The sequence below is a fragment of the Ignavibacteriales bacterium genome, from assembly GCA_020635255.1.
In the GTDB taxonomy this organism is placed as follows: Bacteria; Bacteroidota; Ignavibacteria; order Tepidaquicellales; family Tepidaquicellaceae; genus JAEYVS01.
On the sequence record JACKAC010000001.1, the window covers coordinates 405547 to 429835 of the forward strand.

The window sequence follows — 24289 nt, forward strand, 5'->3', positions numbered from 1 at the left end:
CACCCGCGGGAATCCTAAAATCTATCCTGCCTCTTCCTCTACTTCCAGGTCGGCATTTGAATATACGTTTTGAACGTCGTCGTTATCTTCTATTGCTTCAACGAACCTTATTACGTCCTCTGCTTCCTTTCCTTCCTTCTCTACAAGGTCCTTAGCTAAATACTGCAGTGAAGATTCTTCGCTTTCTATCCCTTTTCCCTCGAGAGCTTTACGCACGTCCTCGAAATTCTCCACGCTCGATATTACTTCATAATAATCATCGTCGCTTTTCAGATCATCCGCGCCCGCTTCGAGTATTATCTCCATTAGGTCGTCTTCTTTTATCAAACTCTTCTTGATCGAAATTACTCCCTTACGCTCGAACATCCACGCAACCGATCCGCTCTCACCCATGTTACCGCCGTTCTTTGAAATAAGGTGACGCAGGTCAGCCACCGTCCTGTTCTTGTTATCTGTCAAACATTCTATTATAACCGCGACACCATGAGGACCGTATGCTTCGTAGTTGATTTCTTCGTAGCTCACCCCTTCCAGCTCACCCGTTCCTTTTTTAATAGCCCTGTTGATATTATCCATAGGTGTATTATTAGACTTGGCAGTATTTATTGCAAGCCTTAACCTTGGATTTGCATCCGGGTCTCCGCCCTTCTCTTTTGCGGCTACAGTGATTTCCTTGAGCAATTTCGTGAAAATTTTGCCTCTTTTAGCGTCTATTGCCGCTTTTTTCCTTTTAATCGTTGACCATTTGGAATGTCCTGACACTTTATCTCCGGTAAGATTTATTTACTTAAAAATTTCCCAAAAATAACAAACATAGGCTATTTTTAATATGGAAATTTAATATCCCTGATTCTGAGCTTTGTCTTGTAGGCGCCGTTCCAGTAGTTATTATCTATGGAATAGCATATATCGCAGTACCTGCCCGGCTGTATGTCATCGTGAAATTTCTCCGACGAAAAGAATACCGCGTCGAATACAAGCTCACTTTCTTCTTCTTTTACTCGGAATATATGCGTGTGGCTCTTTGCGTAACGTACGTCTCCAACGATCTGCACTTTTTTCGTCGTGAATATAGGCGTCATGTTTTCAGGTCCGTACGGTTCGAAGAATGTGAGTATTTTCACGAACTGGTTGCTTATATCTTCGAATGAAAGCTCAGCGTCTATGAGCATTTCCGGTAAAAGCTGATCCTGTGAAAGCTCCTCGCTTGCTATCTTATTGAGCATAGTCTTGAATCCGTCTATCTTATCTATCTCAATTTCCAGTCCCGCCGCATGGTAATGTCCTCCGAACTGTATCAGTTCGTGCTCGCACTTCTTCAGTGCTTCGTAAATATTAAATCCGGTTATACTTCTTGCGCTTCCTTTTGCGACCCCGTTCACCGTTGTCAGCACGACCGAGGGAAGATGAAATTTTTCCACCAGCCTTGCCGCGACTATCCCGATAACACCCGGATGCCAATCTTCATTATGTACTACAAGCGTATAGTTGCTCGATTCTACCACAAGCTCCTCGCATTCTCTTATAGCATGCTCAGTGATTGTCTTATCGATCTCTCGCCTGTTCAGGTTTTCCTCGTTCAGCTCATCCGCGAGCTTCACTAGTTCCTCATCATCAATACTGGTTAACATCTCCACTGCGCGCTTTGCATCGCCTAGTCTGCCCACAGCGTTTATCCTGGGAGCTAGCGTAAACACTATCTTTGCCGTGTTTAGCGTTCCCGGAGTAACACCGCTTGCCTCGAGTATTGTCCTGATCGAGGGACGCGGATTGTTATTTATCATTTCCAGTCCTTCGTGAAGTATGATACGGTTTTCGTCTATGAGAGGTACGATATCGGAAGCGGTTGCAATCGCGACAAAGTCCAGAAGCGTATAAGCGAACTCTTCTTCCTTCATCAGCTTACATGCGCCTTGTATAAGTTTGAATGCAACACCGGTACCGCAGAGATACTTGAAAGGATATGTGTCGTCTTCCCGTATCGGGTCCAGTACTGCAAACGCATCAGGGATCCTGTCCGGCGGTCTGTGGTGATCGCATATAATAAAATCTATACCGAGTGTCTTTGCGTACTCGACTTTATCATATGCGGTTATTCCGCAGTCTATCGAAACGATGAGTTTTATTCCCTGCTCGTGAGCCAGGTTGATAGCCTTCTCGGAAATTCCGTAACCCTCTTCTATTCTGTCTGGAATGTAAATGATTGAATCTACTCCGAAGTGCTTGAGGAAGAGATAAAACATTGAAACACCGCATGTTCCGTCGACATCATAATCGCCCAATACCATTATTTTTTCTTTGCTGGCGATTATATCGGAGATGCGCTCTGATGCTTTCTGACCGTCCTTTAAAAGGAACGGATCGTAAAGCCTTTCTTTGGTCGGCTTAAAAAACTTTACCGTCTTAGCGTAATTGGTGATACCTCTGGAAAAAAGCAGCCGCAAGATCATCTCCGGAACCTGTATGTTCGTCCGGAGAGCTCTCATCTCTGTTATAAAATTGTCTATGCTTTCTTCGTGATCGGACCCATTACTCCCTACTAATTCTTTTAATTTCCAAATTTTTTCCAACGCCCATAATTATTAAATTAATTTGTGCTCAAAGGGGGAGTCGAACCCCCACCCCGTTGCCAGGACTGCGCCCTGAACGCAGCGCGTCTACCAGTTCCGCCATTTGAGCTGGAAATAGTCTCCATTATGACACAGAGACGGCATAACGGAATGTAAAAATATAATCTTAGAATTGCAATCAATTTAGCTTGGCTTGCACCCCATTCCGGTAAAATTTAACATTGGCTATTAGACTTGAACTAATAGGAAGTGTTTTCATAAATTACCTTATGATACAGGTAAATAATGTATTTAAAGAATATCCCGGTGGAGTGAAAGCGCTCGAAGGGGTGTCCTTTAATATACAAAAAGGGGATATCTGCGGTTATATAGGAGCCAATGGCGCCGGTAAAAGCACCACAGTAAAGATACTTACCGGCATGCTGGAATTTGATAAGGGTGAGGTTGTCATCGGGGGAATAAATGTTAAGGATGATCCCGTAGGACTGAAAAAGATAATCGGTTATGTGCCCGAATCCGGCAATATGTTTAATTCCCTCACTCCAAGAGAGTTTCTTAGCTTCATTACGGAAGTAAGGAACATCGGGAGCGACATAGCAAAACACCGCATCGAAGGATTCGCTTCGATATTCGACCTTACCGCGATGCTTGACTCTTCACTCTCCACTCTTTCGAAAGGGAATAAGCAAAAAGTACTAATAACCTCTGCTCTCCTGCACGACCCTGAGGTGATTTTTCTGGATGAACCTCTTAACGGGCTGGACGCAAATACCATTTTTACATTCCGTGACATGATAGAGGACTTCTCGCGAAGAGGGAAGACCATCTTTTATTGTTCACACCTGCTTGATGTAATAGAAAAGATTTCCTCACGCATACTGCTCATCGATAAAGGCAGGATTGTTCTCGATAAAAACACCCTGGAACTGAAAGGCTCAAAAGATTATACTAACCTCGAAACCCTGTTTAAGTCACTCGAACCCGAAGAAAATAGAAAAAAGTTTTCTTATGAAGAGATTTTTGGTTAGCATGGCATTTTTTTCATGTACTGTCTCCTGCTTTGCTCAAAGCCAGGACAGCATTACTTCTATTGATATAGACTCCGTGCTCACCGGGAATTTCTTCCTTACTGACTTTGACAACAACGTCAGCAGTGCGTTCCTTACATCCCGCGTTAATTATGAATACGAGAATAAGCAATTCAGATTTTTCCTCAATAATAGTTTCAAATCCAACATAACCAAATTACAGGAAAACTTCATTCGTGATTTTGACGACCTTACAATGATAATTGATTATAAAGTAGCGAACGACTTCTATACGGGGCTTGGCACCAGCATCAGTACATTATCGGATGATAAAAACGTCACCCTAAATCAAAGCGCGCACAATTTCTACTTTACTAACTTCGATTTTTACCCGACCTACGGATTATACCTCAATTCAAAACTCGGTTACCTCACCGATGACCAGATCGGAGAGAAGAATACGGGCATCCGGGGTGAAATAAATTCCGAATTGACCGATCTCAATATAGAGGATTATCAGACTAATGCGATCGTGCGCCTCTCGTATGAAGACCTGACACAAAAAGTTAATTACAATTACCAGCTTGCTTCCGAGGTATATAAAGTTTTCTCCCAATACTCCAATAACAGAGCTCGCGTAGGTTATTATAATAGACGTAATGATTTTTATTTCCCGGCTTCGACCGACGTAATGAATACTTTCGGAGTACAGAACAATATAGAGTCCCGCATAGAAAATTACATAAATCTCGAGGATGAAGTTCAGTACCTCATCGGTGAGAATTACCTGCTCACAATAAATGGGGGATTTACTTCAAAGAATATATTAAAGGAGCTGAAATATAAATCCAATACCAGCTCGATCATCTTTGATAATAACTATGATTCCGAGAGAACGGAAAACAGGCTCCGTTTTGGAGCGGACCTTAACTTTGGTTTCCTCAATAATATTACACGTATTGGTCTCCTTCACCAGGAGAGATCGGAAAATAACGTCCCAGTGAATCTCGGCGGACTAAGTCCTGCAACGATTCGCCAGCTCGAGGAGGTCGAAAAAGAGAAGAACAATAACAGCTCCCGAACGTCTCTCTTTCTGGATAATACATACCGCCTTTCCAATACTAACTCGTTTAAATTTTCCGGATCTTCGTCCATACTAAAATATGATACCGATAGTGATCAGAATTATGACGACAGGGACGAACTCCTGCTTGTTGGTTCACTTTCTCACATCTATAATAACCTGAATAACTTTATACTCGAAACAATATTCGATGCCAGCTCAAATAAACTCTCTTATATATATAAAGAGAGGAGCTCGAACAACAATACAAACACCATATACCGCCTCACTTCAAATAGTACCTATGCACCTCTGAAACCCTTGCTGATAAAGAACTCCGTGCAGGTGCTTGCTAATTATACAGTTTACGCATTTGAAGACCTGGTGTCACAGGTCAATAGTTTCTCATACAGACAGCTCACTGTTAAGGATTCAATTTATTATAACATTACAGATAACTTTTTCGTAAATTTATTTACCGGGCTTAAGTTTTCCGAGCAGGGGGAATTCAATGACGATGAATTCTCGGTACGCCCCCTGAGCTATTTCGAAGACGTCAATATGGCTAGCTCGCTCAATTATCTTTTTTTTGAATTTGTAGAGCTTTCCGCAGGGTATAAGTTTTACCAGCAAAAGCGTTACGATTACGTCGACGGAGTAAAAGTATTAAGTAATACGGTGCGCAACTTCGGTCCTGTTGCCGGGGTAAAAGCCTTTTTAAAAAATAATTCATACATTCACGTTACCGGGGGAATTGATTTCTTTAAGTACGACAATTCGTCGAGCGATAATTCTTCCGCGTCTGTGCTTGTTAGAATAATTTGGAATATTTGAAACAAAATTAAATTTATTTGAAGACTCTCTACATCGAACTCGACAGCCAAAGGTCTGAAATCGCAAAATTCGAGGAAGTTCTCGCCCGCGTCAATGAGGAGACCATGTTTGAGATTGAAAGATTTATTAATCTGCAAATAGCTGTCTCTGAAGCGCTCGTCAATGCCATTGTTCACGGCAATAAGGAAAACCCTTCCAAAAAAGTTCATGTCATTATTAATTATGATAAGGATATGATAGAGGTAAAGGTAAAAGATGAGGGTGATGGTTTCGATATTTCGATGTTACCCGATCCTACAAACGAAGAGAATCTCCTTAAGGAATCCGGCAGAGGAGTTTACATTATCATGTCGCTCGTAGATGAGTTCAGTTTTGATTCCAATGACAGCGGTACGGAAATGAGCCTCGTGATCCGCAAAGAAAAAAATTCTACACCGCAATAAAAAAAGTGACGGCAATTGCTCACCGTCACCTCGTACTCTGATACGAATTTTATTTTATCCCTTCATCATATTATCATACACACCCATAACCTCTCGTACTGCTACGGCAGAGTCATTGAGCAGTTTCGTTTCGTCTTCGTTCAGTTTTAGCTCTATTATCTCTTCTATTCCGTTAGTGCCCAGCTTTACCGGTACACCAAGGTAGATTTTTTCCATGCCGTATTGTCCTTCCAGCCATGCGCATACCGGGAATATCCTTTTCTGATCCCTTACAATTGCCTCTACCATTTGTGCCGCCGCCGCGCCGGGAGCATACCATGCTGATGTTCCCATAAGCTGTACCAGCTCGCCTCCGCCTTTCTTTGTCCTCTCTATTATTGGTTGTAATTTTTCGTCGCTGATAAATTCCGTTACAGGGATACCGCTTACTGTCGTATATCTTGGAAGAGGTACCATCGTATCACCGTGACCGCCCATGAGAACTGCTTGTATGTCTTTCGGTGAGCAGTTCAGCTCGGTAGCCAGGAATGCTCTGTACCTTGCAGTGTCGAGTATTCCCGCCATACCCATAACCTTGCTCGACGGAAGTCCCGATGTCAGGTACGCGCAGTATGTCATTACGTCCAGCGGATTGGATACTACTATTATTATGGTGTCGGGAGAATGTTTCATTATGTTTTCCGTTACCGACTTTACGATACCTGCATTTGTCGAGATCAGGTCGTCTCTGCTCATGCCGGGCTTTCTTGGAAGTCCGGAAGTAATTACAACTACGTCCGAGCCTGCCGTTGCCGAATAATCGTTTGTCGAACCGGTGACCCTTGTGTCATAGCCAAGGATAGGAGCTGTCTGCCATATATCGAGGGATTTTCCCTCTGCAATACCTTCTTTAATGTCGAGGAGTATAATTTCGTTTACCAGTTCCTTCTCAGCCGCAACGTTTGCCACTGTTGCGCCTACATTTCCTGCACCTACTACTGTTAATTTCATTTTATCTTCCGTGATTTTAAATTTTTGAGAATAAAAAAAGGTTACCGCTTTTCAGCGATAACCTTTTCCATTTACCTGTGGATTAAAACTTATGCATTGGCAGGTTCGACGTTTATAACTTTCTTTCCTGCCTTATTGGTGAATAACACCTTGCCTTCTATTAATGAAAAGATAGTATAATCTTTTCCTAGACCGACGTTCTTGCCGGGAAGGAACTTAGTTCCTCTCTGTCTTGCGATAATATTGCCGGCTTTTACTCTTTCACCGCCGAATTTCTTGATACCAAGTCTCTGCGCTTGTGAGTCTCTGCCGTTCTTTGTGCTTCCTAATCCTTTTTTATGAGCCATTTGTTATTCTCCTATGCGATTTTGTCTATTGAGATTAATGTGTAATGCTGTTTGTGACCTCTCTTCTTCTGGTATCCTTTTCTTCTCTTCTTCTTGAATACGATCACTTTTTCATCTCTCACGTGGTCAACGATCGTCGCCTCTATTTTTTTGCCATCGAGTACAGGTGTACCAATTTCGAACTTGTTTTCGGCGGGTGAGATCATGAGTACCTTGTCAAAAGTTACTTTCTCGCCTGCGTCCTTGCTGATCTTTGGTACATAGATCTTGTCGTTTTCCTGCACCCTGTACTGGCTGCCCTGTATATCTACTATTGCAAACATATATTTATCGTCTAAATTCTAATTTATAGAATTACAAATATATCGATATTTTGAAATAAATCCAATGGATAATTTAGGTAAACACTGACTGTAACATTGAATATTGACAATAATTAACCTAACTTAAATAAATGAGGTTGGAAATGAGAAGCTTATTATTAGCTGTATTTATGGCGTTTATATTCCTATCCTGTAATTCTAATGACCCAGGAGGCGGTTTGGTGGGATGGAATGATCCTTATGCGGGATCGGAGATACTTGTAACCAATGAGCAGGGTGAAATACTTGGGGGTGATTATGATGACTGGTGCTTACGAGATACGACCTTACCAACAAACGAGCTTAGCTTTTATTTTGGACCTGCCTATCCTAATCCATCGAGTGGACCGAGTCTTGCAATACAATTTGGATTAAAAGATAGCGCAGTCGTTGATTTTTATTTTCAATCCGACACATCAAGGTATTATATTCTCGATAATATGTTCCTGCCCAAAGGAACATTCCAATCTTATATTAGTACCGGTAATTTGCCTATACCGCACGATACAATTGTACAATTGAAACTCCACGCTGAATATTCCAACGGTACCGTATTCCCGCAGGTTTTTGAATGCGAGGGTGACGTATTGATAACCAACTAATAAATCTCTTTGCAGATTCGTCAGTAAGAATTCCATTATGGCTTTGTCAAATACATCTGTCGAATAGGATTATCAGATCTATTTGAGGGAGCATACCATTTAACTTTACTATACCGTTTGTAAGGTCGGGATCGTCCTTCAGCTCTGCTATTAATGATTCTATATGGTTTGGTGAAAATGTACGGTTTTGCAGTAGCCCTTTATGTTCGGCGATAGCGCATATCTGCCGTATAAGTGATGCCGCTTCCTCTATCCTCATTACCGGATTTTGAATTATACGAAGGATCACATTCTGAGCTTCCCTCAATGCCTCTACTCCAACCGCTTCTTTTATTTTGCTCTTTGAAGCTCTGCTTTTAAAAGCTATGTCCCCTTCAACCTGCCCTCGTTCCGCCATGATCAACCTGCCTTCCAGAAGCGAGATGTCCGCCGATTCGGGAATGTTATTTTTTTTCATATAGTCGGAAAGTTCATGGATCCATTCCAGACAGCTGTTAAAAAAATTCCCGCTTCTGTCCTTTAGAGAGTCGATCAATCCCGGTATTTCCATTTCGCGTTTTTGCAGTTCCTCTACCTGCGGTAAATGTATCGCTTTTATCATTCGGGTAATAATTTATTTTCGGTATTACCGTCGTCCTTAGTTATAGTATTCCACATGTAGCCGTCTTCAGTGACGGAAAGATTTATAACGGTAAGCTTGTCTTTTTCGACCGCATCCCGTAATTCGTTTGCCGTGACGATCACGTCTATTCCTGCTTCCGGGGTCTCGATGTGTTTTGGAAGCTCCTTTATCAATTCGGCTTTGATGCTGTCGGAGATCTTTGCGAATTTTGTAAAATCGGTTTTTGATTTTACGGTCTTTCTTGCCGCCTGGCTTTCCTCGGTTGTCAGCTGGGATGTGAATTTTTCGGCTATGTAGTCCACGGTTGGCGGTAGGGTACTGCCCGATCCCAATTCCTTTATTACCGCTTCTATTCGTTTATCCAGCGTTTCTTTTTCTTCAGCCGTAATAGTAAGGTTTTCCTTTTTGATCTGCGCAGTGTATATACCGGTAAAAACTTCCTTCATCTTTGGAAAGTTATAGACGGGCGATGCAGTCTTATCCACATCTTTGATCGCAATCGGGATATCTAGTTTTATCTCCGGTAATCGCATGTGGGGGAGCGGCATGTTTTTAAGTAGAGGGTGGCTCGCATAGAGCTCTGCCACCCTTACTGTTTCAAGGTCTGCCGTTACCCTTGCCTTTACCATTTCCGATAAAAGCATTCCTATATATTCATTTAGTTTTGGCACGGTGACTATTTTTTTAAGTTTGTGGAGCAGTTTTTGATTTCATTGAATCCTCAAGGATGCCCAGGATCTTTTCCATACCGCCGGGGAGCTCATCCTGTGATGCGTGAACGTGTATGTCCAGCGCATACGTCCTATCAACTTTTTCTCCCTGGGTATTGGATTTTTGATACGAAAGGGAAGCGTTCAGCTTTACCGAACCTCCGGGCCATCTTTGCTTGAATTCCAGTGATGCGTCCACACCAAATTTATCCGTCGTATCCTTGTATTCCATAGTGGTGATCTGGGCATGGAATTTTATGTCCACCTCATCTATGCGGATATAAGGTATCGGTACTATTGAGAGCATCGGAACTTCTATCATCATCTGCCTATATTGCGCCTCTACGTCCGGTACCGCAGAGGTGAAGACAGCCGTCGCTGTTGCTCCGCTACCGGGATCGTTCGAAACAGGAGTAAGTGAAATACTTGGAGCGCTAGTGTAACCTGATCCGGGGTTGGTTATTGTGACCTTTGTTACTGTGCCGCCTTCGATCGTCGCTTGGGCTTCTAGACCTGAACCGCCTGATCCTGTATTATCTATATCGACACTGGGAGGAGCGGCATACCCTGATCCCGGTGCAGTTATATTTATGGAGGTTATACCTGCGGGTGTGCCCGGTATAAAAGGAGATACCTCCTTATCGTACTTAAAGGAAACATAAATTGGTTCATTATCTTCATTAAAGCCTACTGCTTTTATGAAGTTCACTGTGCTCATTGCAGCCTGAGCCTGCGCGTCAACACATGATGTTAAAGGACCTCCGATCATGCTTGCAAAGTCGATCGTTGAGAGTTCCTGACCTGGATTTATCATTTTTTGTTGTGTTTAATTTTTGAAATGTGATTTTTAAAGCAAGTATCTACATTTCTTGCGTCCGCGGGAGCAATTATGTAAAGACATATGATTTATCCGGAATATTCGGATTACTCCGGGAAGTATCAAATAAATTTTTTCGAAAAAGTAAGTGAGAAAGGATGATATTTCATAGCTAAAAAGCTACAAAAGTCACAAAAAAAACTTTGATTGGCAAAAAAAAATTTCTAATTGTAATTAAGGGGAATTATTGAAGGTCGTTATTTTTTAAACGGGAATGGAGCTCATACAAAGCGGTTTTGTTGCTGTCGAATCTTAGTATTTTCGTTGCTTTTTCAAAAGAAAGCCATTTGTATTCAGTATGCTCATGAGAAAGAATTATTTTATGATCATGAGCCTCAATGGCAAATGAGTGTTCGTCTACAAGATAGACAGCATCACCCCACTCAGCATGTTCATAAAAAATATATGCGGGTATTGAATTATGGGAGGAAAGCTTGTGGAGTTTGCGGTTTTTGGGGATACCTGCTTCTTCATAACATTCTCTGTATGCAGCAAGATGTAATTCCTCATCATCTTCAACACCTCCTGATATAGCCTGCCAAAAAGGATTGTCAGCCCTTTTAAAAACAGCGAACTCGTATTCGCCTTCCGAATTTTTTCTGAAAGGGAATACGAGTACGTTAACTGGTTGTCTCGCCATTTAATTGAATAGAAATTTTTAAGAGACCTGGACTTCCGGTTGAGGACCGGATATCTCTTCTTCTTCCACCGTTATTTCGGATATATGAGAAGACTGTCCTTTCTTTGCCAACTCTTCCTGCATCATCCTTTCCAGGCGCATAGAGTTTGTCCTGAATTTTGGAATGAATATCGAGAGAAAATAGGCTCTGAAAATATACCACCAGAAACTTCTTTCGAGAAGTATAGGGTCGATATTGTGCTCGATCTCAGCGTGGGCTTCGGGAACCTTGCTCCAGTGGAGTCCTGCTTTATGGTGATGTATAGTGTGCAATCCGTTATTAAACAGCAGAAAGTTCAAAAAACCGGTGAAATTGCGCGAATGATTCCACTCGGATTCTTCATTGGCATGCACGTGCTGTACATAATTAAATATCAGCACGCTGAAGAGCGATACCTGCTGTGGAATTATCACAAAAAAGAGCGCCTTTTTCCAGTCGAGAATAAGGAAGAAAGCTACCCATGCTACGAGCACGACATATTGCGAAATGCAAAGCCAGAACTTCTCTTTGTTATTGGCTTTAGCATCTTTTAGATAATTAAATATAGCCCTTTGCTGGTAGTACCCGCTGATCGACGGATATGAAATGAATGTTAGAAAGTTATTTTTTTCACTAACTCTGTATGTGATCGAGTCGTCGCCTTCGCGGTTATTGAAGCGGTGGTGGTTTTTGTTATGAGTCGGTACCCACGCGAAAATAGGAAAGCCATAAAATACAGTCAGCCACCAGTCAGTTAAAACGTTCATTGTTTTAGAGCGCCACATAGGGAGGTGGTTATGATTGTGAGTCATTACTGCTACCGTTACAGACATGAACAAGAACCATGTATAAAAGAAGGGGTTAAGTCCAAGCCATACCCATTGTGCAACAAAAAGAGACGATGTTATTATTATGTAAATAACGCTCTTTATATCGGCATTGTATCTGAGCATAAAGATTAATTAATTTTCAAAATTTCATTTATAAAGTACACTAGTTAAATTAACTTAATATTTCTTAATATTAAACAAACTTATGAATGACCAATCGCTAAAATCGGGTAAATGCCCCAAATGTGACTCAACCGAGGTATATACGGATAACGAGGCTACCAAGCGTGGTGAAAGAATGATAATCCCGGTGACCTCATGGCGCAGGATATTCCTGGATTCCTATATATGTGTTTCCTGTGGATATATAGAGGAATGGATCCCGGAAAAGGAGCTAAAGGATGAGAAGCTCATCTCCAAGGTGAGGGAGAACTGGGTAAAGGTGAAAAAATAAAATCTTTTCCAAAAAATCCTTATATTCTTATATCTCTTACATCAAAAATTCTATGTTATGAACAGACTACTACTTGCTATCATACTTTCATTATGTACTTATACTACAGCTCTGGCGCAATGGGTGCCTGTTACTAATCCACAGAATAAAGCTCTGCATAGTGTATTTTTTATTAATTCCACTACGGGCTTTACTTGTGGCGATACCGCAACAGTCTTAAAATCCACTAATGGAGGATCCTCCTGGTTCAGCATTAATTCCGGGATACCTTCCTCGGTAAATCTTACCGACATTGCTTTTCTTGACCTGAATACAGGATATTGTACTGGCGGACTTGGTTCTATAAGCGGAAAGATTTACAAGTCTACTAATGGAGGAGTTAACTGGGTCCAAAAATATGATACCAACGGAACAGGATTTAGAACATTGTTTTTTGTGAATGCGAATACCGGTTGGGTTGTTGGTGCCGGAGGAGTGATTAAGTACACTTCTAATGGTGGTGACTCCTGGCTGCCAAGGGATGTTAATATTTCATCTTTGACTGATGTTTATGCTTTATCGGAAGACACTGTCTTTGTTTCCGGATTCGGAAGCGGGGGTAGTATTGTTAAGTCTACCAATGGTGGGGTTAACTGGGCTTTCACTTCAGTGCCCGGTGATTTTGCTGATTTTAAGTTCGTTATGTTTGTTAACTCGAGTACCGGTTATGCAGGTGGACTTAAATTTGGCGGCAACGGCATAATGGGAAAGACTACAAACAAAGGATTGAACTGGACTACGCTCACCGGTTATGTTTCTGCAACTCCATATGAAGCGGCGAATGTAACTGATGATTTGGTTTATGTGGTCAGGACCGATGATACGGTTTCTGTAACAACCGATGGAGGTATAACATGGAGTAAGCAGTATGCTCAAACAGGCGGCTTTGATAAGTCCATTTCAGTAAAAAATGGGTTAGGTGTTACTGCTGGCAGGAATCTTGCTATTAATACTACCGTTGGCATTCATATTTTATCTTCTGAAATTCCCGGTGATTTTTCCTTGAAACAGAATTATCCTAATCCTTTCAACCCTTCGACTTCCATAGAATTTTCAGTACCTCAAAAGTCATTTGTAAAGCTTATCGTTTATAATGTTCTGGGACAGGAAGTGAAAACATTGCTTAATGAAGTAAAAGAACCCGCTTCATACAAGGTAGATTTTTCCGCAATAAGTCTTCCAAGTGGTGTTTATTTCTATAAATTGGAAGCAGAGGGCTTTATTGAGACGAAAAGAATGATTCTGGTTAAATAGGTTCAATTAATCTGTCAATCCTTCGATAATTGTTATCCCCGAACGTCTTAATGGGGGGATTTCCGTAATGGCTTTGAATCACTCCACGAGTCGGGGACTCGATGAGTCGTAGACCTTCGGTGATTATTGGTATAGTGTAATATTTGTTTTGTTGTGGTAGTTGGGTTTTGCTGTTCTTCGTTTTTGTTTAGTGTTAAGGGATTTAGTTTATTTCATCGTTTTTAGTTTTATCTTCTGGATCCCCGTTTTCACGGGGATGACACCTTACAGTGTAATAAACAGGCTAGCCTGATTTCGTTGTATCATACGTTATACAGTATTTACGGTACGTACCCCACAGAGGATAAGGATACAACTGCTCCTTCTGCTAAAGGCGACGGAACACCTTCACGCGATCAGAATCGCATTACAGACGGCTGAACTGTTTCGCCGGACTTTTTAGTAGAGGTCCGATCCAAAGTCACTATTAGACTCTCACCGCCGAAGGGAATAAACATATCACCCTTCCACAACATCCCTCACCGTGAAGAAAGCAACGGTTTGCATGAAATGATCCTCTCACAATTGATGCGCGAGGGACAGCTTATGCTGCCGGTATAGACCCTTCGAACAGAAGTGATCAAGCGGTCCCGCCCGCCTAGCGACCTAGGACATTGACAATCTTTACTTAAGCAACAGTGAAAGCGATGCAAGTTAGACAAACAGAACACCGCAGAGCGCGGATATTACCGTTCCTGCCGTAAATACCGGGTTCATCAAACGCCGAAGGCGTGCCTACTAAGAAACAAGCCGACGGCAGAACCTAGTTATTCGAATAACCAATGCAAAATAATGTGAAGTCAAGTTAGATTAAATGAAGAAAGGGTTATATACGTATATATACTTTTTTGTTTAACCCCCCTTAGTCCCCCCTTTGTAAAAGGGGGGATAAAACCACACTTCGTGTGAGTTCTTTTGGCTTGATCCCCCGCATCCGCTCCGCTTGTGCGGGGCAGGCTCCAGAAGCAAAAAATCAAGGCCCAGGCGTAAATGCGTCTAACAACTCTTCACTTCCGTGAATGTACTTTTGCTCGCACAAAAGTACCAAAATGCGCCGGCTTAATAAAAATTGCCTAAAATTATTTCCGTTTTCCGTTCGGGAAAATAAACTCGCGGTTGAGAGCTGAATTAATATTGGGATGCTCTTATGCTCAGACAGTATTTTCCCGCCCTCGATAAATCGATGGACACAGAAAACTCCATAATTTTTACGACAATTTTTATAATGCCGTATTTACTGGATGACTGGGGTTTTCATGGAATAAGTTAGGGTACTCCAATGGTACGGAAATGACAAGGGTAGGGCTGATGCAAAATAATGTGAAGTCAAGATAGTTTAAATGAAGAAAGGGTTAGTCCGAAGGACTCCTACGGAGATACGTATATATACTTTTGTTGTGTAGGTCGCACAAGATACCGAGGTAACATTATTGGTAGAAACGTTTAAAAACTTCTAATTTTGAACATTTTAAACAACGGGGAATATCTTACAGGGCTTTACTTTAAGAACAAAATTTAATATTTTTTTAATATAAAATTTATAGTTTTTTGAAGTAGAAATACTATATTCTCATTCTTCAATTACTACCTTCTAGATTACCTTCTCAAGATTACCACTTCACAAAACTGACAAATAAAATACGGGGTGTATCATGAAATTTTTGACCACACTGATATTAACTTTTGCGGCATTCCTATGTGAAGATTGTATCTCACAAGTTACGCAGGAGTGGGTAGCGAGGTATAATTCATCAGGAACGAATAGCGATGCAATAAACTGGATTGCCGTAGGCAAACTTGGTAATATTTATGTAACGGGTTCTTGTTCGGGTTCAGGCGTAACCAAAGATTACTGTACTATAAAGTATAATTCCTCAGGTGACACACTTTGGGTAAGAAGATACAACGGACCGGGTAATAACAGTGATGCCGGAAATTCAATCGCAGTAGACAATTTAGGAAATGTGTATGTCACGGGCGAAAGCCCAGGAAGCGGTACAGATTATGATTACTGTACAATAAAATATAATTCCTCAGGCGATACTTTATGGGTAAGAAGGTATAATGGTCCGGATAACCTTATTGATGCAGCACTATCACTTACAATTGATAACACAGGTAATGTTTATGTAACGGGTTTAAGTGAAGGAATAAGTACAGATTATGATTATTGCACAATAAAATATAACTCATCGGGAGATTCATTGTGGGTGAAAAGATTTAACGGTGTTGGATCCGGTCGCGACCAAGCAGCTTCCATTGCACTTGACAGCTCGGGGAATGTTTACGTAACTGGTCTAAGCTGGAGAGGTTCAAATTATGATTATGCCACTATTAAATACAATTCAGCCGGTATTCAACAATGGGTAAGGACATATCACGGGCCGGGCGGCGTCAGTGATAATGGAAAATCATTGGCAGTTGATAAAATGGGTAATATTTATGTTACCGGATACAGTTTTGGCAGCGGCACATCCGACGATTACTGTACAATAAAGTATAACACATCAGGAGATTCTCTTTGGGTAAGACGATATAACGGTCCACAAAACAGTATTGATCAAGCAAATTTTATTGATGTGGATACATCAGGGAATGTTTATGTTACCGGTTCAAGTAATGGGGTCGGAACTCAAAGTGATTTTTGTACTATAAAATACAATTCGTTGGGGGATTCGTTGTGGGTAAAGAGATATAACGGTCCAAACAATACATCCGACCTTGCAAATTGTGTAAAAGTTGACAATAACGGTAACGTCTATGTAACCGGACAAAGTACTGGGATTGGCAGCGGTTATGATTTTTGCACAATAAAGTATAATCCTACAGGCGATTCAGTATGGGTAGAAAGATACAACGGACCCGGCAATGGCGGCGACATGCCTATAAACATAGCATTAGATATCTATGGAAATGTGTTTACTGCTGGTGCTAGTTTAGGACTTGGAACGGGTTCTGATTTTTGTTTGATAAAATACTCGCAGGAGCCTATCCCACCGGATGGTTTATTAGGAAATATACTCCCGGGGGGATTTATTCAATTGCAATATGATGATAATTCTTCAAACGAAGATGGATTTCATATTCTAAGAAGTGTAAACTCATCTTCTAATTGGTCTATCCATGATACAGTGGGTCCTAATACTACCACTTACATTGACTCCATTGGATTGACCTTTAAGGATACTTTTTACTATAAGGTTAATGCATTTAATTCAAATGGAAATTCAAGTTATTCCAATATTATTTCAATATACTATCAATTTTTACCTTATCCTCCTAACAGTCTTGCTCTTATTGTGCTTGATACGGGGATTGTAAAGCTCACCTGGTCTGACAGCTCGAGTAATGAGAACGGGTTTGTGCTTCAGAGAAGGGATAACATCGATACAGCCTGGGCAGTACGTGATACGACGGGAGCTAATGTCACACAATTTAATGATTCTAATTTGACTATAGGGAGAACGTACGATTGGCGTGTTTATTCGTATAATTCGTTAGGTAACTCAGCCTTTTCCAATATAGTATCAACATTGATAACAGGAACAGAGAATTCCGTAAATATCCCGGATAAGTTTGCGCTAAAACAGAACTACCCGAATCCATTCAACCCGGTAACAAAAATAGATTATGACCTTCCTGTAAACAGTAATGTGAAGATGATAATATTCGATATAACGGGAAGAGAGGTATCGGTATTAATTAATGACCATAAAAATGCGGGCAGACACACAGTAAGCTGGGATGGGAGCGGTTTTGGTTCGGGTGTATATTTTTACAGAATAGAGGCGAATGGATTTACGGAAATAAGGAGAATGATGCTTGTGAAGTAAAGCATTTAAGTAAGAATTGCTATAATAATAGGCTCTATTGTCCATCTTAAAGTGCCACAAGTATAATGATTTTATCCGGCGTAGACCCACCCCGTCGCTCTGCGCCACCCCTCCGTCGGAGGGGAAAGTTTTAAAATGAGTTGTTTATACATTATTTAAAAGTCAAGATAAATCTTTCCTGCCTTTTTAAAATTACTTAATTTGGGTATTTTGCGACATCAGTTAATCAAACCTTAGCGTTATGAAAATCTTTATAGATTCAGCGAATATAGAGGAGATAAAAGAAGCCGCGGACATGGGAGTGCTTGACGGCGTTACCACCAACCCGTCTCTTGTATCAAAAGAAGGTCATAAGGACTTCCGTTCGATGCTGGAGAAAATATGTGCAATGGTGGACGGCGACATAAGCGCTGAAGTAATATCGGTAACGGCAGATGAGATCGTTAAGGAAGGACAGGAGCTGGCAAAGATCCATGACAACATCGTCGTGAAAGTTCCTCTGATAACTGAGGGTCTGAAAGCGGTGAAGAGATTAACGGATGAGGGAATCAAGACAAATGTAACACTATGCTTCTCACCATCGCAGGCATTGCTGGCGGCAAAGGCAGGAGCATACATAATAAGCCCGTTCGTAGGCAGGCTGGACGATATATCACAGGACGGTATGGCACTGATTTCACAGATAATTACGATATATGATAATTACGGGTATGATACGCAGGTACTGGTAGCCTCTATCAGGCATCCGATCCATTTTGTAGAGTCTGCAATGATGGGAGCAGATATAGCAACACTACCATTTAAGGTCATAAAGCAACTGGCGAAGCATCCTCTAACAGATATAGGACTGCAAAACTTCCTGAACGACTGGAAAAAGCTGGAAGGAAATTCATAAATAGAAATGGCGAAACAGACAGCGTTTTACGACATACACAAATCACTTGGCGGTAAGCTGGTCGACTTTGCGGGCTTTGAAATGCCGATACAATACGAGGGTATTTTAAAAGAGCATATGGCTGTGCGGGAGTCGGTTGGTATATTCGATGTATCGCATATGGGTGAGGTAGAGGTTCGCGGAAAGGACGCGTTCGATTTTGTTCAGAGGCTGACGACGAACGATGTATCCAAATTAGGTAAGGGTAAGGTACAGTACTCGGCGATGTGCATGGAGGATGGGGGCATAGTGGATGACCTGCTTGTCTATGACTGCGGTGATTACTTCATGCTGGTAATAAATGCGTCGAACATCGAAAAGGATTTTAACTGGATGCAGAAGAATGTGTCCGGTGACGTGGAGCTGGTAAATAAGTCGGACGAGGTATCGCTTCTCGCCGTACAGGGACCTAACGCGCTGAAGACTTTGCAGAAATTAACGGACACGGATCTTTCGGTGATACCATATTACAGTTTCGAATTCGGAAAGGTGGCGGGGCAGGACGTTATAATCTCGCACACGGGTTACACCGGTGAAAAAGTCTGTTTTGAGATATATTCCTCGTCGGATAAGGAAAAGTCCGAGGCATTGTGGAATGCAATTATGGAGGCAGGAGCAGAGTTTGATATTAAACCGTGCGGATTAGGCGCAAGGGATACGCTAAGGCTGGAATACGCGTTCAGGCTGTACGGCAATGATATGGATGAAACGACCAACCCGATAGAAGCGGGATTGGGATGGATAACGAAGATGGACGTCGAACAATTCAACGGAAGGGATGCTATAAAGAAGGTTAAGGAAGAGGGTCTAAAGAGGAAGCTGGTGGGATTTGAAGTGGACGGGAAAATGGTGGCAAGGCATGGAGCAGAGATATATTCAGGCAGTAACAAAATAGGATATGTAACAAGCGGAGGACCATCACCTGTTCTCGGTAAGAATATAGGACTAGGCTACGTGGAAATGGGAAACCACGAGCCGGGTGCCGAGATCGAGATTGACGTGCGGGGACGCAGGATCAAGGCAGTGGTGGTGAAGACTCCATTTTTATAGGGGATAGATTACGGGGCTGAAAATTGCAGGGTAGCGGAGGGTTTCCCTTTGCGCAAAGAATTTTATTTCAGTCAAACTTTAAAACTGTATGAACGTAAATTTATTTTTATCTAACAATCTGATAAGCGACGACCTGTTTTTAAAAGACAAGAACGTTGTGATCATAGATATACTACGGGCGACTTCATCGATGACGATAGCCCTGGCAAACGGAGCGAAAGAGATCATTCCGACAGATACCGCATCGACCGCAGCAAGGATAGCAAAGGGCAGAGGAAATTCGCTTCTTTGCGGGGAGAGAGATGGCAAGATAGTAGAGGGTTTTAATCTTGGTAATTCACCATTCGAGTTCACGGAAGATGCTATTAAAGATAAGATACTGGTCTGGAGCACAACGAACGGCTCGGTTTCAATTGTGAAGGCAAAACACGCCAAGACTGCTGTTCTAGCGAGTTTTTTAAATATCTCAGCAGTCGTGGATTATGTTTCCAAGCTCGATGGGGATCTATACGTTGTATGCTCCGGTAAACTGTCGGATGTGTGTATAGAAGATGTTGTCTGTGCAGGATTACTATTGATGAAGCTGGGAAAAGCACTTGGCAGAGAGCTCGAAGGTATAGACGATCCGGAACAGATAGCGATAGACCTATGTAAATTTTATTTCGCCTCGTCGGGAAGAGTGTCAAGTAAAGCTGTTGAAGAGATGCTTCAGATCACAGAGCACGGGAAATATCTTTCTTCGCTTGGATTCGGACATGATCTTGAGGTGTGTTCTAAGATAGATTCGCTTCCATTCGTACCATTATTCAGAAACGGTGTAATCAAGCTGAAAGAAGTGATCGAATCGGAAGATTCAGCTAAAACGAAGCTAAAAAAAGTGAATCTTATAAAAGATGAAAAAGATAGTGTAAAAAAGGCTTAGATATTGTATTTTTATAGTAGTGTGAATATTAAATATGGCAAAATCCAGCAGTAAACGGAGTACAGGAAAGTCATACGGTTCTAATAAAAAAGGTACTCCTACAGAAGATTTCAGTATATCCGAAGACGCAAAGAAGCAGATCTTTGGATTCCTTCTCTCCCTCGCAGGGATATTAGTCTTCCTTTCTGTAATTTCATATTCAGTAAAAGACCAGGCAGCACTCGAGCGATTCAGTTTCTTCGAAATGTTCAGGAAAGAGACCTATGGTGCGGAGATATATAACTGGCTCGGGGCTGCGGGAGCGATTGTTTCGGAATTATTGGTGAGCAAGTTATTCGGATATTTTTCTGCGGCAATCCCAATATTAATAGCACTTTATGGAGGACTGCTTTTGTTTAAGAAGAAATTCCCTCGCATAATCCAGTTCTCGATCTATTTCTTATTACTGATGGTCGTGACTGCATCGTGCGCAGGACTTTTGAAAATATTCATGGGCAGTGACACCATTCCTTCGCGTTACAGCGGGGCGACCGGGGATTACATTTCGACGGTACTATATCAAACGCTCGGTAGTGTAGGCGCTTCGGTGCTGTTATTTATGGCGCTGGTGCTTAATGTAATGCTGGTTATAGACGGCAACCTTCCTAAGAGTATGGACAGGGTGAGCAGGATGTTCAGCTGGATATTCGCTAAGCTGAAAGGATTGAGAAAACCGAAAGAGGAAACGGACGAAGCAGACGAGACCGCGCTCGAAGAGGAAATAGAACTAAGCCCCGTAGAGCAGGAGAAGGAAAAGATTCGCAGAAGCAAACTTGGCAAAGAAGATGTGGAAGAGGAGGTCAAAGAGGAGCCGATAAAGGAAACTCTTATTAACCGTCCGAAGAATGAAGTACACGTGGAAGAAGAGGAAGATGATCTGCTAACGGGAACAGGGAGCGGAATTGGAAACAAGCTGACTGACCTCAAGCCAAAGGATGAACTTTCCGAGACAGAGATAAACCCTGAAAACTATAATGAAGCCGAGGGATCGGGAAGCGACGAGGATGATTACGAAGAGGAAACACTGGATGATTATGAGACGCCGGTATTGAGCCTGCTGGATGAATCGGAAGATGACGGCGACGTTATTACGGATGAAGAGCTGACTCTAAACGGGAAGCTGTTGCAGGAGAAGCTGTTGAAGTTCGGTATAGAGATAGAGAAGGTGTTTGCAACACCGGGACCGGTTGTTACATTGTATGAGTTGATCCCGGCACCGCACATAAAACTTTCTAAGATAGAATCTCTCCAGGATGACATAGCACTTGCAATGAAGGCAAAGGGTATCCGGATGATAATTCCAATTCCCGGTAAAGGAACTGTGGGCGTAGAAATACCGAACAGTGTTGCTCAGATGGTAAGGGTAAAGGACGTGCTGGCATCGAAGAAATACAGAGAGACGGATAAACTTCTCCCGATAGCATTTGGAAAGACTATAGAGGGTGAAGTTTTCGTTGGAGATCTCGCGAAAATGCCCCACGTATTGATAGCGGGTGCGACGGGTTCCGGTAAGAGTGTCGGTATTAATACTCTTATTGCAAGTCTCCTTTATAAGAAGCATCCGTCAGATCTCAAGTTTGTAATGGTAGATCCTAAGAAGATAGAGCTGAGTTTGTATACAAAGCTAAAGAAACATTTCCTTGCAACGTCATCTGACATAAACGAGAGTATAGTAACCAGCCCGTCGAATGCGGTGTCTATTTTGAAGAGTGTAGAGATGGAAATGGAGCAGAGGTACGACAAGCTTGCAAATGCAGGTGTAAGGAACATTGAGGCTTATAACAAAAAGTATGAAGCGGGCGAGCTAAGGAATAACGACGTGCTGCGACACAGGAAGATGCCTTATATAGTGGTCGTAATAGATGAGCTGGCTGACCTGATGATAACGGCGAAGAGGGATATAGAAGACCCGATCGCCAGGATAGCGCAAATGGCAAGAGCTGTGGGTATTCACCTTGTGGTTGCTACGCAAAGACCGTCGGTCGATGTGATCACAGGTGTGATAAAAGCAAACTTTCCTGTAAGGATTGCATACCAGGTAGCATCGAAGATAGATTCCCGTACTATAATAGATATGGGCGGTGCGGATAAACTCTTAAGGAATGGTGACATGCTCTACCTTTCATCTAATTCACCCAAGCCGATAAGGATACAGAACGCGTATATTTCCACGGAAGAGTGTGAAAAGGTAGTGGAGTTCATCGGGGAACAGCAGGGCTTTTCCAGGTCATACCTGCTTCCATCGATAATAGAACGCAGATCCCATTCGACGAGCGGAATGGAGGACCAGGACGAGCTATTCGAAGAGGCGGCGAGGCTTGTGCTTAAACTGCAGGTATGCTCAACATCAACACTCCAGAGGAGGTTAAAACTCGGATACGCGAGAGCGGCTAGAATAGTCGATCAGATGGAAGATGCCGGAATAGTCGGTCCGAACCAGGGTGCTAAAGGGCGCGAGATAATGATCACCGAAGACGAGCTGGAAGAGATCCTTCACAGCTAACTTCTAATACCACTTCCCAACAATAATATTTATAAAAAATGGCGAGACCACAAGTCTGGAGAAAGCCTGTATTAAATACGGCTGAAGATGAGCACAGAGACAGAAGAGTAACCTGGATAGAGTTATTTTTCGATCTATTCTTTGTGGTGACAGTGGGGCAACTGGCTCATTATTTAGCGCTGAAAATGAACTGGACAGGGCTTTTCGAGTACTTATTGTTGTTTGTACCGGTCTGGTGGGTATGGATTGGCTATACGGTGTACAATGAAAGATTCGAGTCGGGCGGTGCGGAGAACAGGATTTTTGCGTTCCTAATTATGATACCTTCTGCGGGGCTGGCGGTATTCGTGCATGGAGCATTCAATGATACTTACACGGGTTTTGCGTTATCATATGCCATAGCCCGGGCTGTAATTACATTCCTCTGGATAAGGGGAGCATATTACAATAAACCGGCGAGGTCTATCGGAGTTATATACGGATCGGGATTCATTACTTCTATTATACTGGTCGTCATTTCGGTTTTCATGGATGTTCCTTACAGGTACTGGATGTTTGGAACCGCGTTATTCATCGATCTGGCGACACCACTCACAACAGTCGAGCTCACTTCTTATTTACCACGGTTCAGTACGTCAAAGCTTCCGGAAAGGTTTGGTTTGTTTACATTAATTGTTCTGGGTGAATCCATTGTAGGGGTGCTTGGGACCGTTGCGGGGGAGCATCATATCACCGGCAAAATTATATTAACTAGTATAGCAGGAATTGCGATCTCCTTTTGTATGTGGTGGATATATTTTTATTATATAGGGAGACGCCCTTTTGCGAACAAAACTTATCTAACATTTGTCTGGGCATATCTGCACATGCCACTTGTTATGGCTATTGCAATGAGCGGCGCTTGTCTATCAAATGTGATAAATCAAAGTAATGAAAAGATAGTCGACCCGAATGTCAGAATTCTGATGTGCTTTTCAGTATTTGCTGTATTATTATTCGCATCGTGTATCGAATTAACCCTTCGGCGGGACAAAAATGAGCCGACTCATGTTGTAAAGAGCACTTTCTTGAAAGTCATCACCGGGATCTTGATCTTTTTTGTAGGATTAGTTGGGACATCATTTTCTTCAATAGAATTACTATTATCAATAATCGTTCTGCTTGTTGCTAATATGGCATATGGATTTTTCTCATATTACGGACACGAAGTGGAAAATTAAGCATTTCCGTTTTAATAATTGGACTAAACTTTAATTAAAAAAACACGTATCTTTGTAAAATCCCA

Annotated in this window: 22 protein-coding genes and 1 tRNA gene; 12 read left to right on the forward strand and 11 right to left on the reverse strand. The window is 42.1% G+C overall.

Annotation, left to right across the window (positions count from 1 at the left end; all coding sequences use genetic code 11):
* Window positions 1-21 precede the first annotated feature (21 nt).
* The 3 genes from H6614_01800 to H6614_01810 all read right to left on the reverse strand — a co-directional run bounded on the left by H6614_01800 (window position 22) and on the right by H6614_01810 (window position 2679).
* Window positions 22-762 carry a YebC/PmpR family DNA-binding transcriptional regulator gene (locus tag H6614_01800; protein ID MCB9242391.1) on the reverse strand — a complete coding sequence of 247 codons (741 nt, stop codon included), beginning with the start codon at window positions 760-762 and terminating at the stop codon, window positions 22-24.
* A 62-nt stretch (window positions 763-824) separates the two neighbouring features.
* Complete coding sequence (recJ, locus tag H6614_01805; protein MCB9242392.1) at window positions 825-2570, reverse strand: single-stranded-DNA-specific exonuclease RecJ; 1746 nt, start codon at window positions 2568-2570, stop codon at window positions 825-827.
* A 25-nt stretch (window positions 2571-2595) separates the two neighbouring features.
* Window positions 2596-2679 (reverse strand) — tRNA-Leu (locus H6614_01810).
* 112 nt (window positions 2680-2791) lie between these two features.
* Here H6614_01810 and H6614_01815 point away from each other — a divergent pair.
* Genes H6614_01815 through H6614_01825 form a run of 3 tightly spaced genes read left to right on the forward strand, consistent with a single transcriptional unit; the run spans window position 2792 to window position 5938 of the window.
* Entirely contained in the window at window positions 2792-3598 is an 807-nt protein-coding gene (locus H6614_01815; GenBank protein MCB9242393.1) for an ABC transporter ATP-binding protein, read from the forward strand.
* Window positions 3579-5495 carry a hypothetical protein gene (locus H6614_01820; GenBank protein ID MCB9242394.1) on the forward strand — a complete coding sequence of 639 codons (1917 nt, stop codon included), beginning with the start codon at window positions 3579-3581 and terminating at the stop codon, window positions 5493-5495. The genes H6614_01815 and H6614_01820 overlap by 20 nt, the downstream gene beginning before the upstream one ends.
* Window positions 5496-5512: 17 nt before the next feature.
* Window positions 5513-5938, forward strand: a complete 426-nt coding sequence (locus H6614_01825; GenBank protein ID MCB9242395.1) for an ATP-binding protein — start codon at window positions 5513-5515, stop codon at window positions 5936-5938.
* 54 nt (window positions 5939-5992) lie between these two features.
* On the opposite strand, the gene mdh is transcribed toward H6614_01825, so the two are convergent.
* The 3 genes from mdh to rplU form a co-directional block, all read right to left on the reverse strand.
* The gene (gene mdh, locus H6614_01830; GenBank protein ID MCB9242396.1) at window positions 5993-6928 is read right to left on the reverse strand and encodes a malate dehydrogenase; all 936 of its coding nucleotides are present in this window, start codon (window positions 6926-6928) and stop codon (window positions 5993-5995) included.
* An 89-nt stretch (window positions 6929-7017) separates the two neighbouring features.
* Entirely contained in the window at window positions 7018-7275 is a 258-nt protein-coding gene (gene rpmA / locus H6614_01835) for a 50S ribosomal protein L27 (GenBank protein ID MCB9242397.1), read from the reverse strand.
* A gap of 11 nt (window positions 7276-7286) precedes the next feature.
* The gene (gene rplU / locus H6614_01840) at window positions 7287-7598 is read right to left on the reverse strand and encodes a 50S ribosomal protein L21 (protein MCB9242398.1); all 312 of its coding nucleotides are present in this window, start codon (window positions 7596-7598) and stop codon (window positions 7287-7289) included.
* Window positions 7599-7741: 143 nt separating this feature from the next.
* Here rplU and H6614_01845 point away from each other — a divergent pair, with 143 nt between their 5' ends.
* Window positions 7742-8239, forward strand: a complete 498-nt coding sequence (locus tag H6614_01845; protein MCB9242399.1) for a hypothetical protein — start codon at window positions 7742-7744, stop codon at window positions 8237-8239.
* A 46-nt stretch (window positions 8240-8285) separates the two neighbouring features.
* Here the strand turns inward: H6614_01845 and H6614_01850 are convergent, their stop codons facing one another.
* The 5 genes from H6614_01850 to H6614_01870 form a co-directional block, all read right to left on the reverse strand.
* Entirely contained in the window at window positions 8286-8840 is a 555-nt protein-coding gene (locus tag H6614_01850; GenBank protein ID MCB9242400.1) for a hypothetical protein, read from the reverse strand.
* The gene (locus H6614_01855) at window positions 8837-9532 is read right to left on the reverse strand and encodes a hypothetical protein (GenBank protein ID MCB9242401.1); all 696 of its coding nucleotides are present in this window, start codon (window positions 9530-9532) and stop codon (window positions 8837-8839) included. Before H6614_01855 ends, H6614_01850 begins: the two co-directional genes overlap by 4 nt.
* A 13-nt stretch (window positions 9533-9545) precedes the next feature.
* On the reverse strand, window positions 9546-10385 hold the full coding sequence (locus tag H6614_01860; GenBank protein MCB9242402.1) for a DUF2589 domain-containing protein: 840 nt from the start codon (window positions 10383-10385) through the stop codon (window positions 9546-9548).
* A 247-nt stretch (window positions 10386-10632) separates the two neighbouring features.
* Window positions 10633-11088, reverse strand: a complete 456-nt coding sequence (locus tag H6614_01865) for an NUDIX pyrophosphatase (GenBank protein MCB9242403.1) — start codon at window positions 11086-11088, stop codon at window positions 10633-10635.
* 18 nt (window positions 11089-11106) lie between these two features.
* The gene (locus H6614_01870) at window positions 11107-12060 is read right to left on the reverse strand and encodes a fatty acid desaturase (GenBank protein MCB9242404.1); all 954 of its coding nucleotides are present in this window, start codon (window positions 12058-12060) and stop codon (window positions 11107-11109) included.
* 82 nt (window positions 12061-12142) lie between these two features.
* Here H6614_01870 and H6614_01875 point away from each other — a divergent pair, with 82 nt between their 5' ends.
* From H6614_01875 to H6614_01910, 8 genes are all read left to right on the forward strand, one after another.
* Complete coding sequence (locus H6614_01875; GenBank protein ID MCB9242405.1) at window positions 12143-12391, forward strand: hypothetical protein; 249 nt, start codon at window positions 12143-12145, stop codon at window positions 12389-12391.
* Window positions 12392-12448: 57 nt separating this feature from the next.
* Window positions 12449-13684: a T9SS type A sorting domain-containing protein gene (locus tag H6614_01880; GenBank protein ID MCB9242406.1), complete on the forward strand. Its 1236-nt coding sequence runs from the start codon at window positions 12449-12451 to the stop codon at window positions 13682-13684.
* A gap of 1691 nt (window positions 13685-15375) precedes the next feature.
* Window positions 15376-17556: an SBBP repeat-containing protein gene (locus H6614_01885; protein ID MCB9242407.1), complete on the forward strand. Its 2181-nt coding sequence runs from the start codon at window positions 15376-15378 to the stop codon at window positions 17554-17556.
* Window positions 17557-17797: 241 nt separating this feature from the next.
* Window positions 17798-18451 carry a fructose-6-phosphate aldolase gene (gene fsa, locus H6614_01890; protein MCB9242408.1) on the forward strand — a complete coding sequence of 218 codons (654 nt, stop codon included), beginning with the start codon at window positions 17798-17800 and terminating at the stop codon, window positions 18449-18451.
* A gap of 6 nt (window positions 18452-18457) precedes the next feature.
* Window positions 18458-19540 (forward strand): glycine cleavage system aminomethyltransferase GcvT, encoded by a 1083-nt coding sequence (gene gcvT, locus H6614_01895; GenBank protein MCB9242409.1) that lies wholly within the window; start codon window positions 18458-18460, stop codon window positions 19538-19540.
* Window positions 19541-19628: 88 nt separating this feature from the next.
* Window positions 19629-20462, forward strand: coding sequence for a 2-phosphosulfolactate phosphatase (locus H6614_01900; protein ID MCB9242410.1), 834 nt, complete (start codon window positions 19629-19631; stop codon window positions 20460-20462).
* Window positions 20463-20496: 34 nt separating this feature from the next.
* Window positions 20497-23004, forward strand: a complete 2508-nt coding sequence (locus H6614_01905; protein ID MCB9242411.1) for a DNA translocase FtsK — start codon at window positions 20497-20499, stop codon at window positions 23002-23004.
* A gap of 38 nt (window positions 23005-23042) precedes the next feature.
* On the forward strand, window positions 23043-24224 hold the full coding sequence (locus H6614_01910) for a low temperature requirement protein A (GenBank protein ID MCB9242412.1): 1182 nt from the start codon (window positions 23043-23045) through the stop codon (window positions 24222-24224).
* Window positions 24225-24289 lie beyond the last annotated feature (65 nt).

Bases quoted from the DNA above. Each gene is read 5' to 3' on its own strand.
- H6614_01820 (MCB9242394.1), top strand. From the start codon at position 3,579: ATGAAGAGATTTTTGGTTAGCATGGCATTTTTTTCATGTACTGTCTCC.
- mdh (MCB9242396.1), bottom strand. From the start codon at position 6,928: ATGAAATTAACAGTAGTAGGTGCAGGAAATGTAGGCGCAACAGTGGCA.
- rpmA (MCB9242397.1), bottom strand. From the start codon at position 7,275: ATGGCTCATAAAAAAGGATTAGGAAGCACAAAGAACGGCAGAGACTCA.
- rplU (MCB9242398.1), bottom strand. From the start codon at position 7,598: ATGTTTGCAATAGTAGATATACAGGGCAGCCAGTACAGGGTGCAGGAA.
- H6614_01845 (MCB9242399.1), top strand. From the start codon at position 7,742: ATGAGAAGCTTATTATTAGCTGTATTTATGGCGTTTATATTCCTATCC.
- H6614_01850 (MCB9242400.1), bottom strand. From the start codon at position 8,840: ATGATAAAAGCGATACATTTACCGCAGGTAGAGGAACTGCAAAAACGC.
- H6614_01860 (MCB9242402.1), bottom strand. From the start codon at position 10,385: ATGATAAATCCAGGTCAGGAACTCTCAACGATCGACTTTGCAAGCATG.
- H6614_01865 (MCB9242403.1), bottom strand. From the start codon at position 11,088: ATGGCGAGACAACCAGTTAACGTACTCGTATTCCCTTTCAGAAAAAAT.
- H6614_01870 (MCB9242404.1), bottom strand. From the start codon at position 12,060: ATGCTCAGATACAATGCCGATATAAAGAGCGTTATTTACATAATAATA.
- H6614_01875 (MCB9242405.1), top strand. From the start codon at position 12,143: ATGAATGACCAATCGCTAAAATCGGGTAAATGCCCCAAATGTGACTCA.
- H6614_01880 (MCB9242406.1), top strand. From the start codon at position 12,449: ATGAACAGACTACTACTTGCTATCATACTTTCATTATGTACTTATACT.
- H6614_01885 (MCB9242407.1), top strand. From the start codon at position 15,376: ATGAAATTTTTGACCACACTGATATTAACTTTTGCGGCATTCCTATGT.
- fsa (MCB9242408.1), top strand. From the start codon at position 17,798: ATGAAAATCTTTATAGATTCAGCGAATATAGAGGAGATAAAAGAAGCC.
- gcvT (MCB9242409.1), top strand. From the start codon at position 18,458: ATGGCGAAACAGACAGCGTTTTACGACATACACAAATCACTTGGCGGT.
- H6614_01900 (MCB9242410.1), top strand. From the start codon at position 19,629: ATGAACGTAAATTTATTTTTATCTAACAATCTGATAAGCGACGACCTG.
- H6614_01905 (MCB9242411.1), top strand. From the start codon at position 20,497: ATGGCAAAATCCAGCAGTAAACGGAGTACAGGAAAGTCATACGGTTCT.
- H6614_01910 (MCB9242412.1), top strand. From the start codon at position 23,043: ATGGCGAGACCACAAGTCTGGAGAAAGCCTGTATTAAATACGGCTGAA.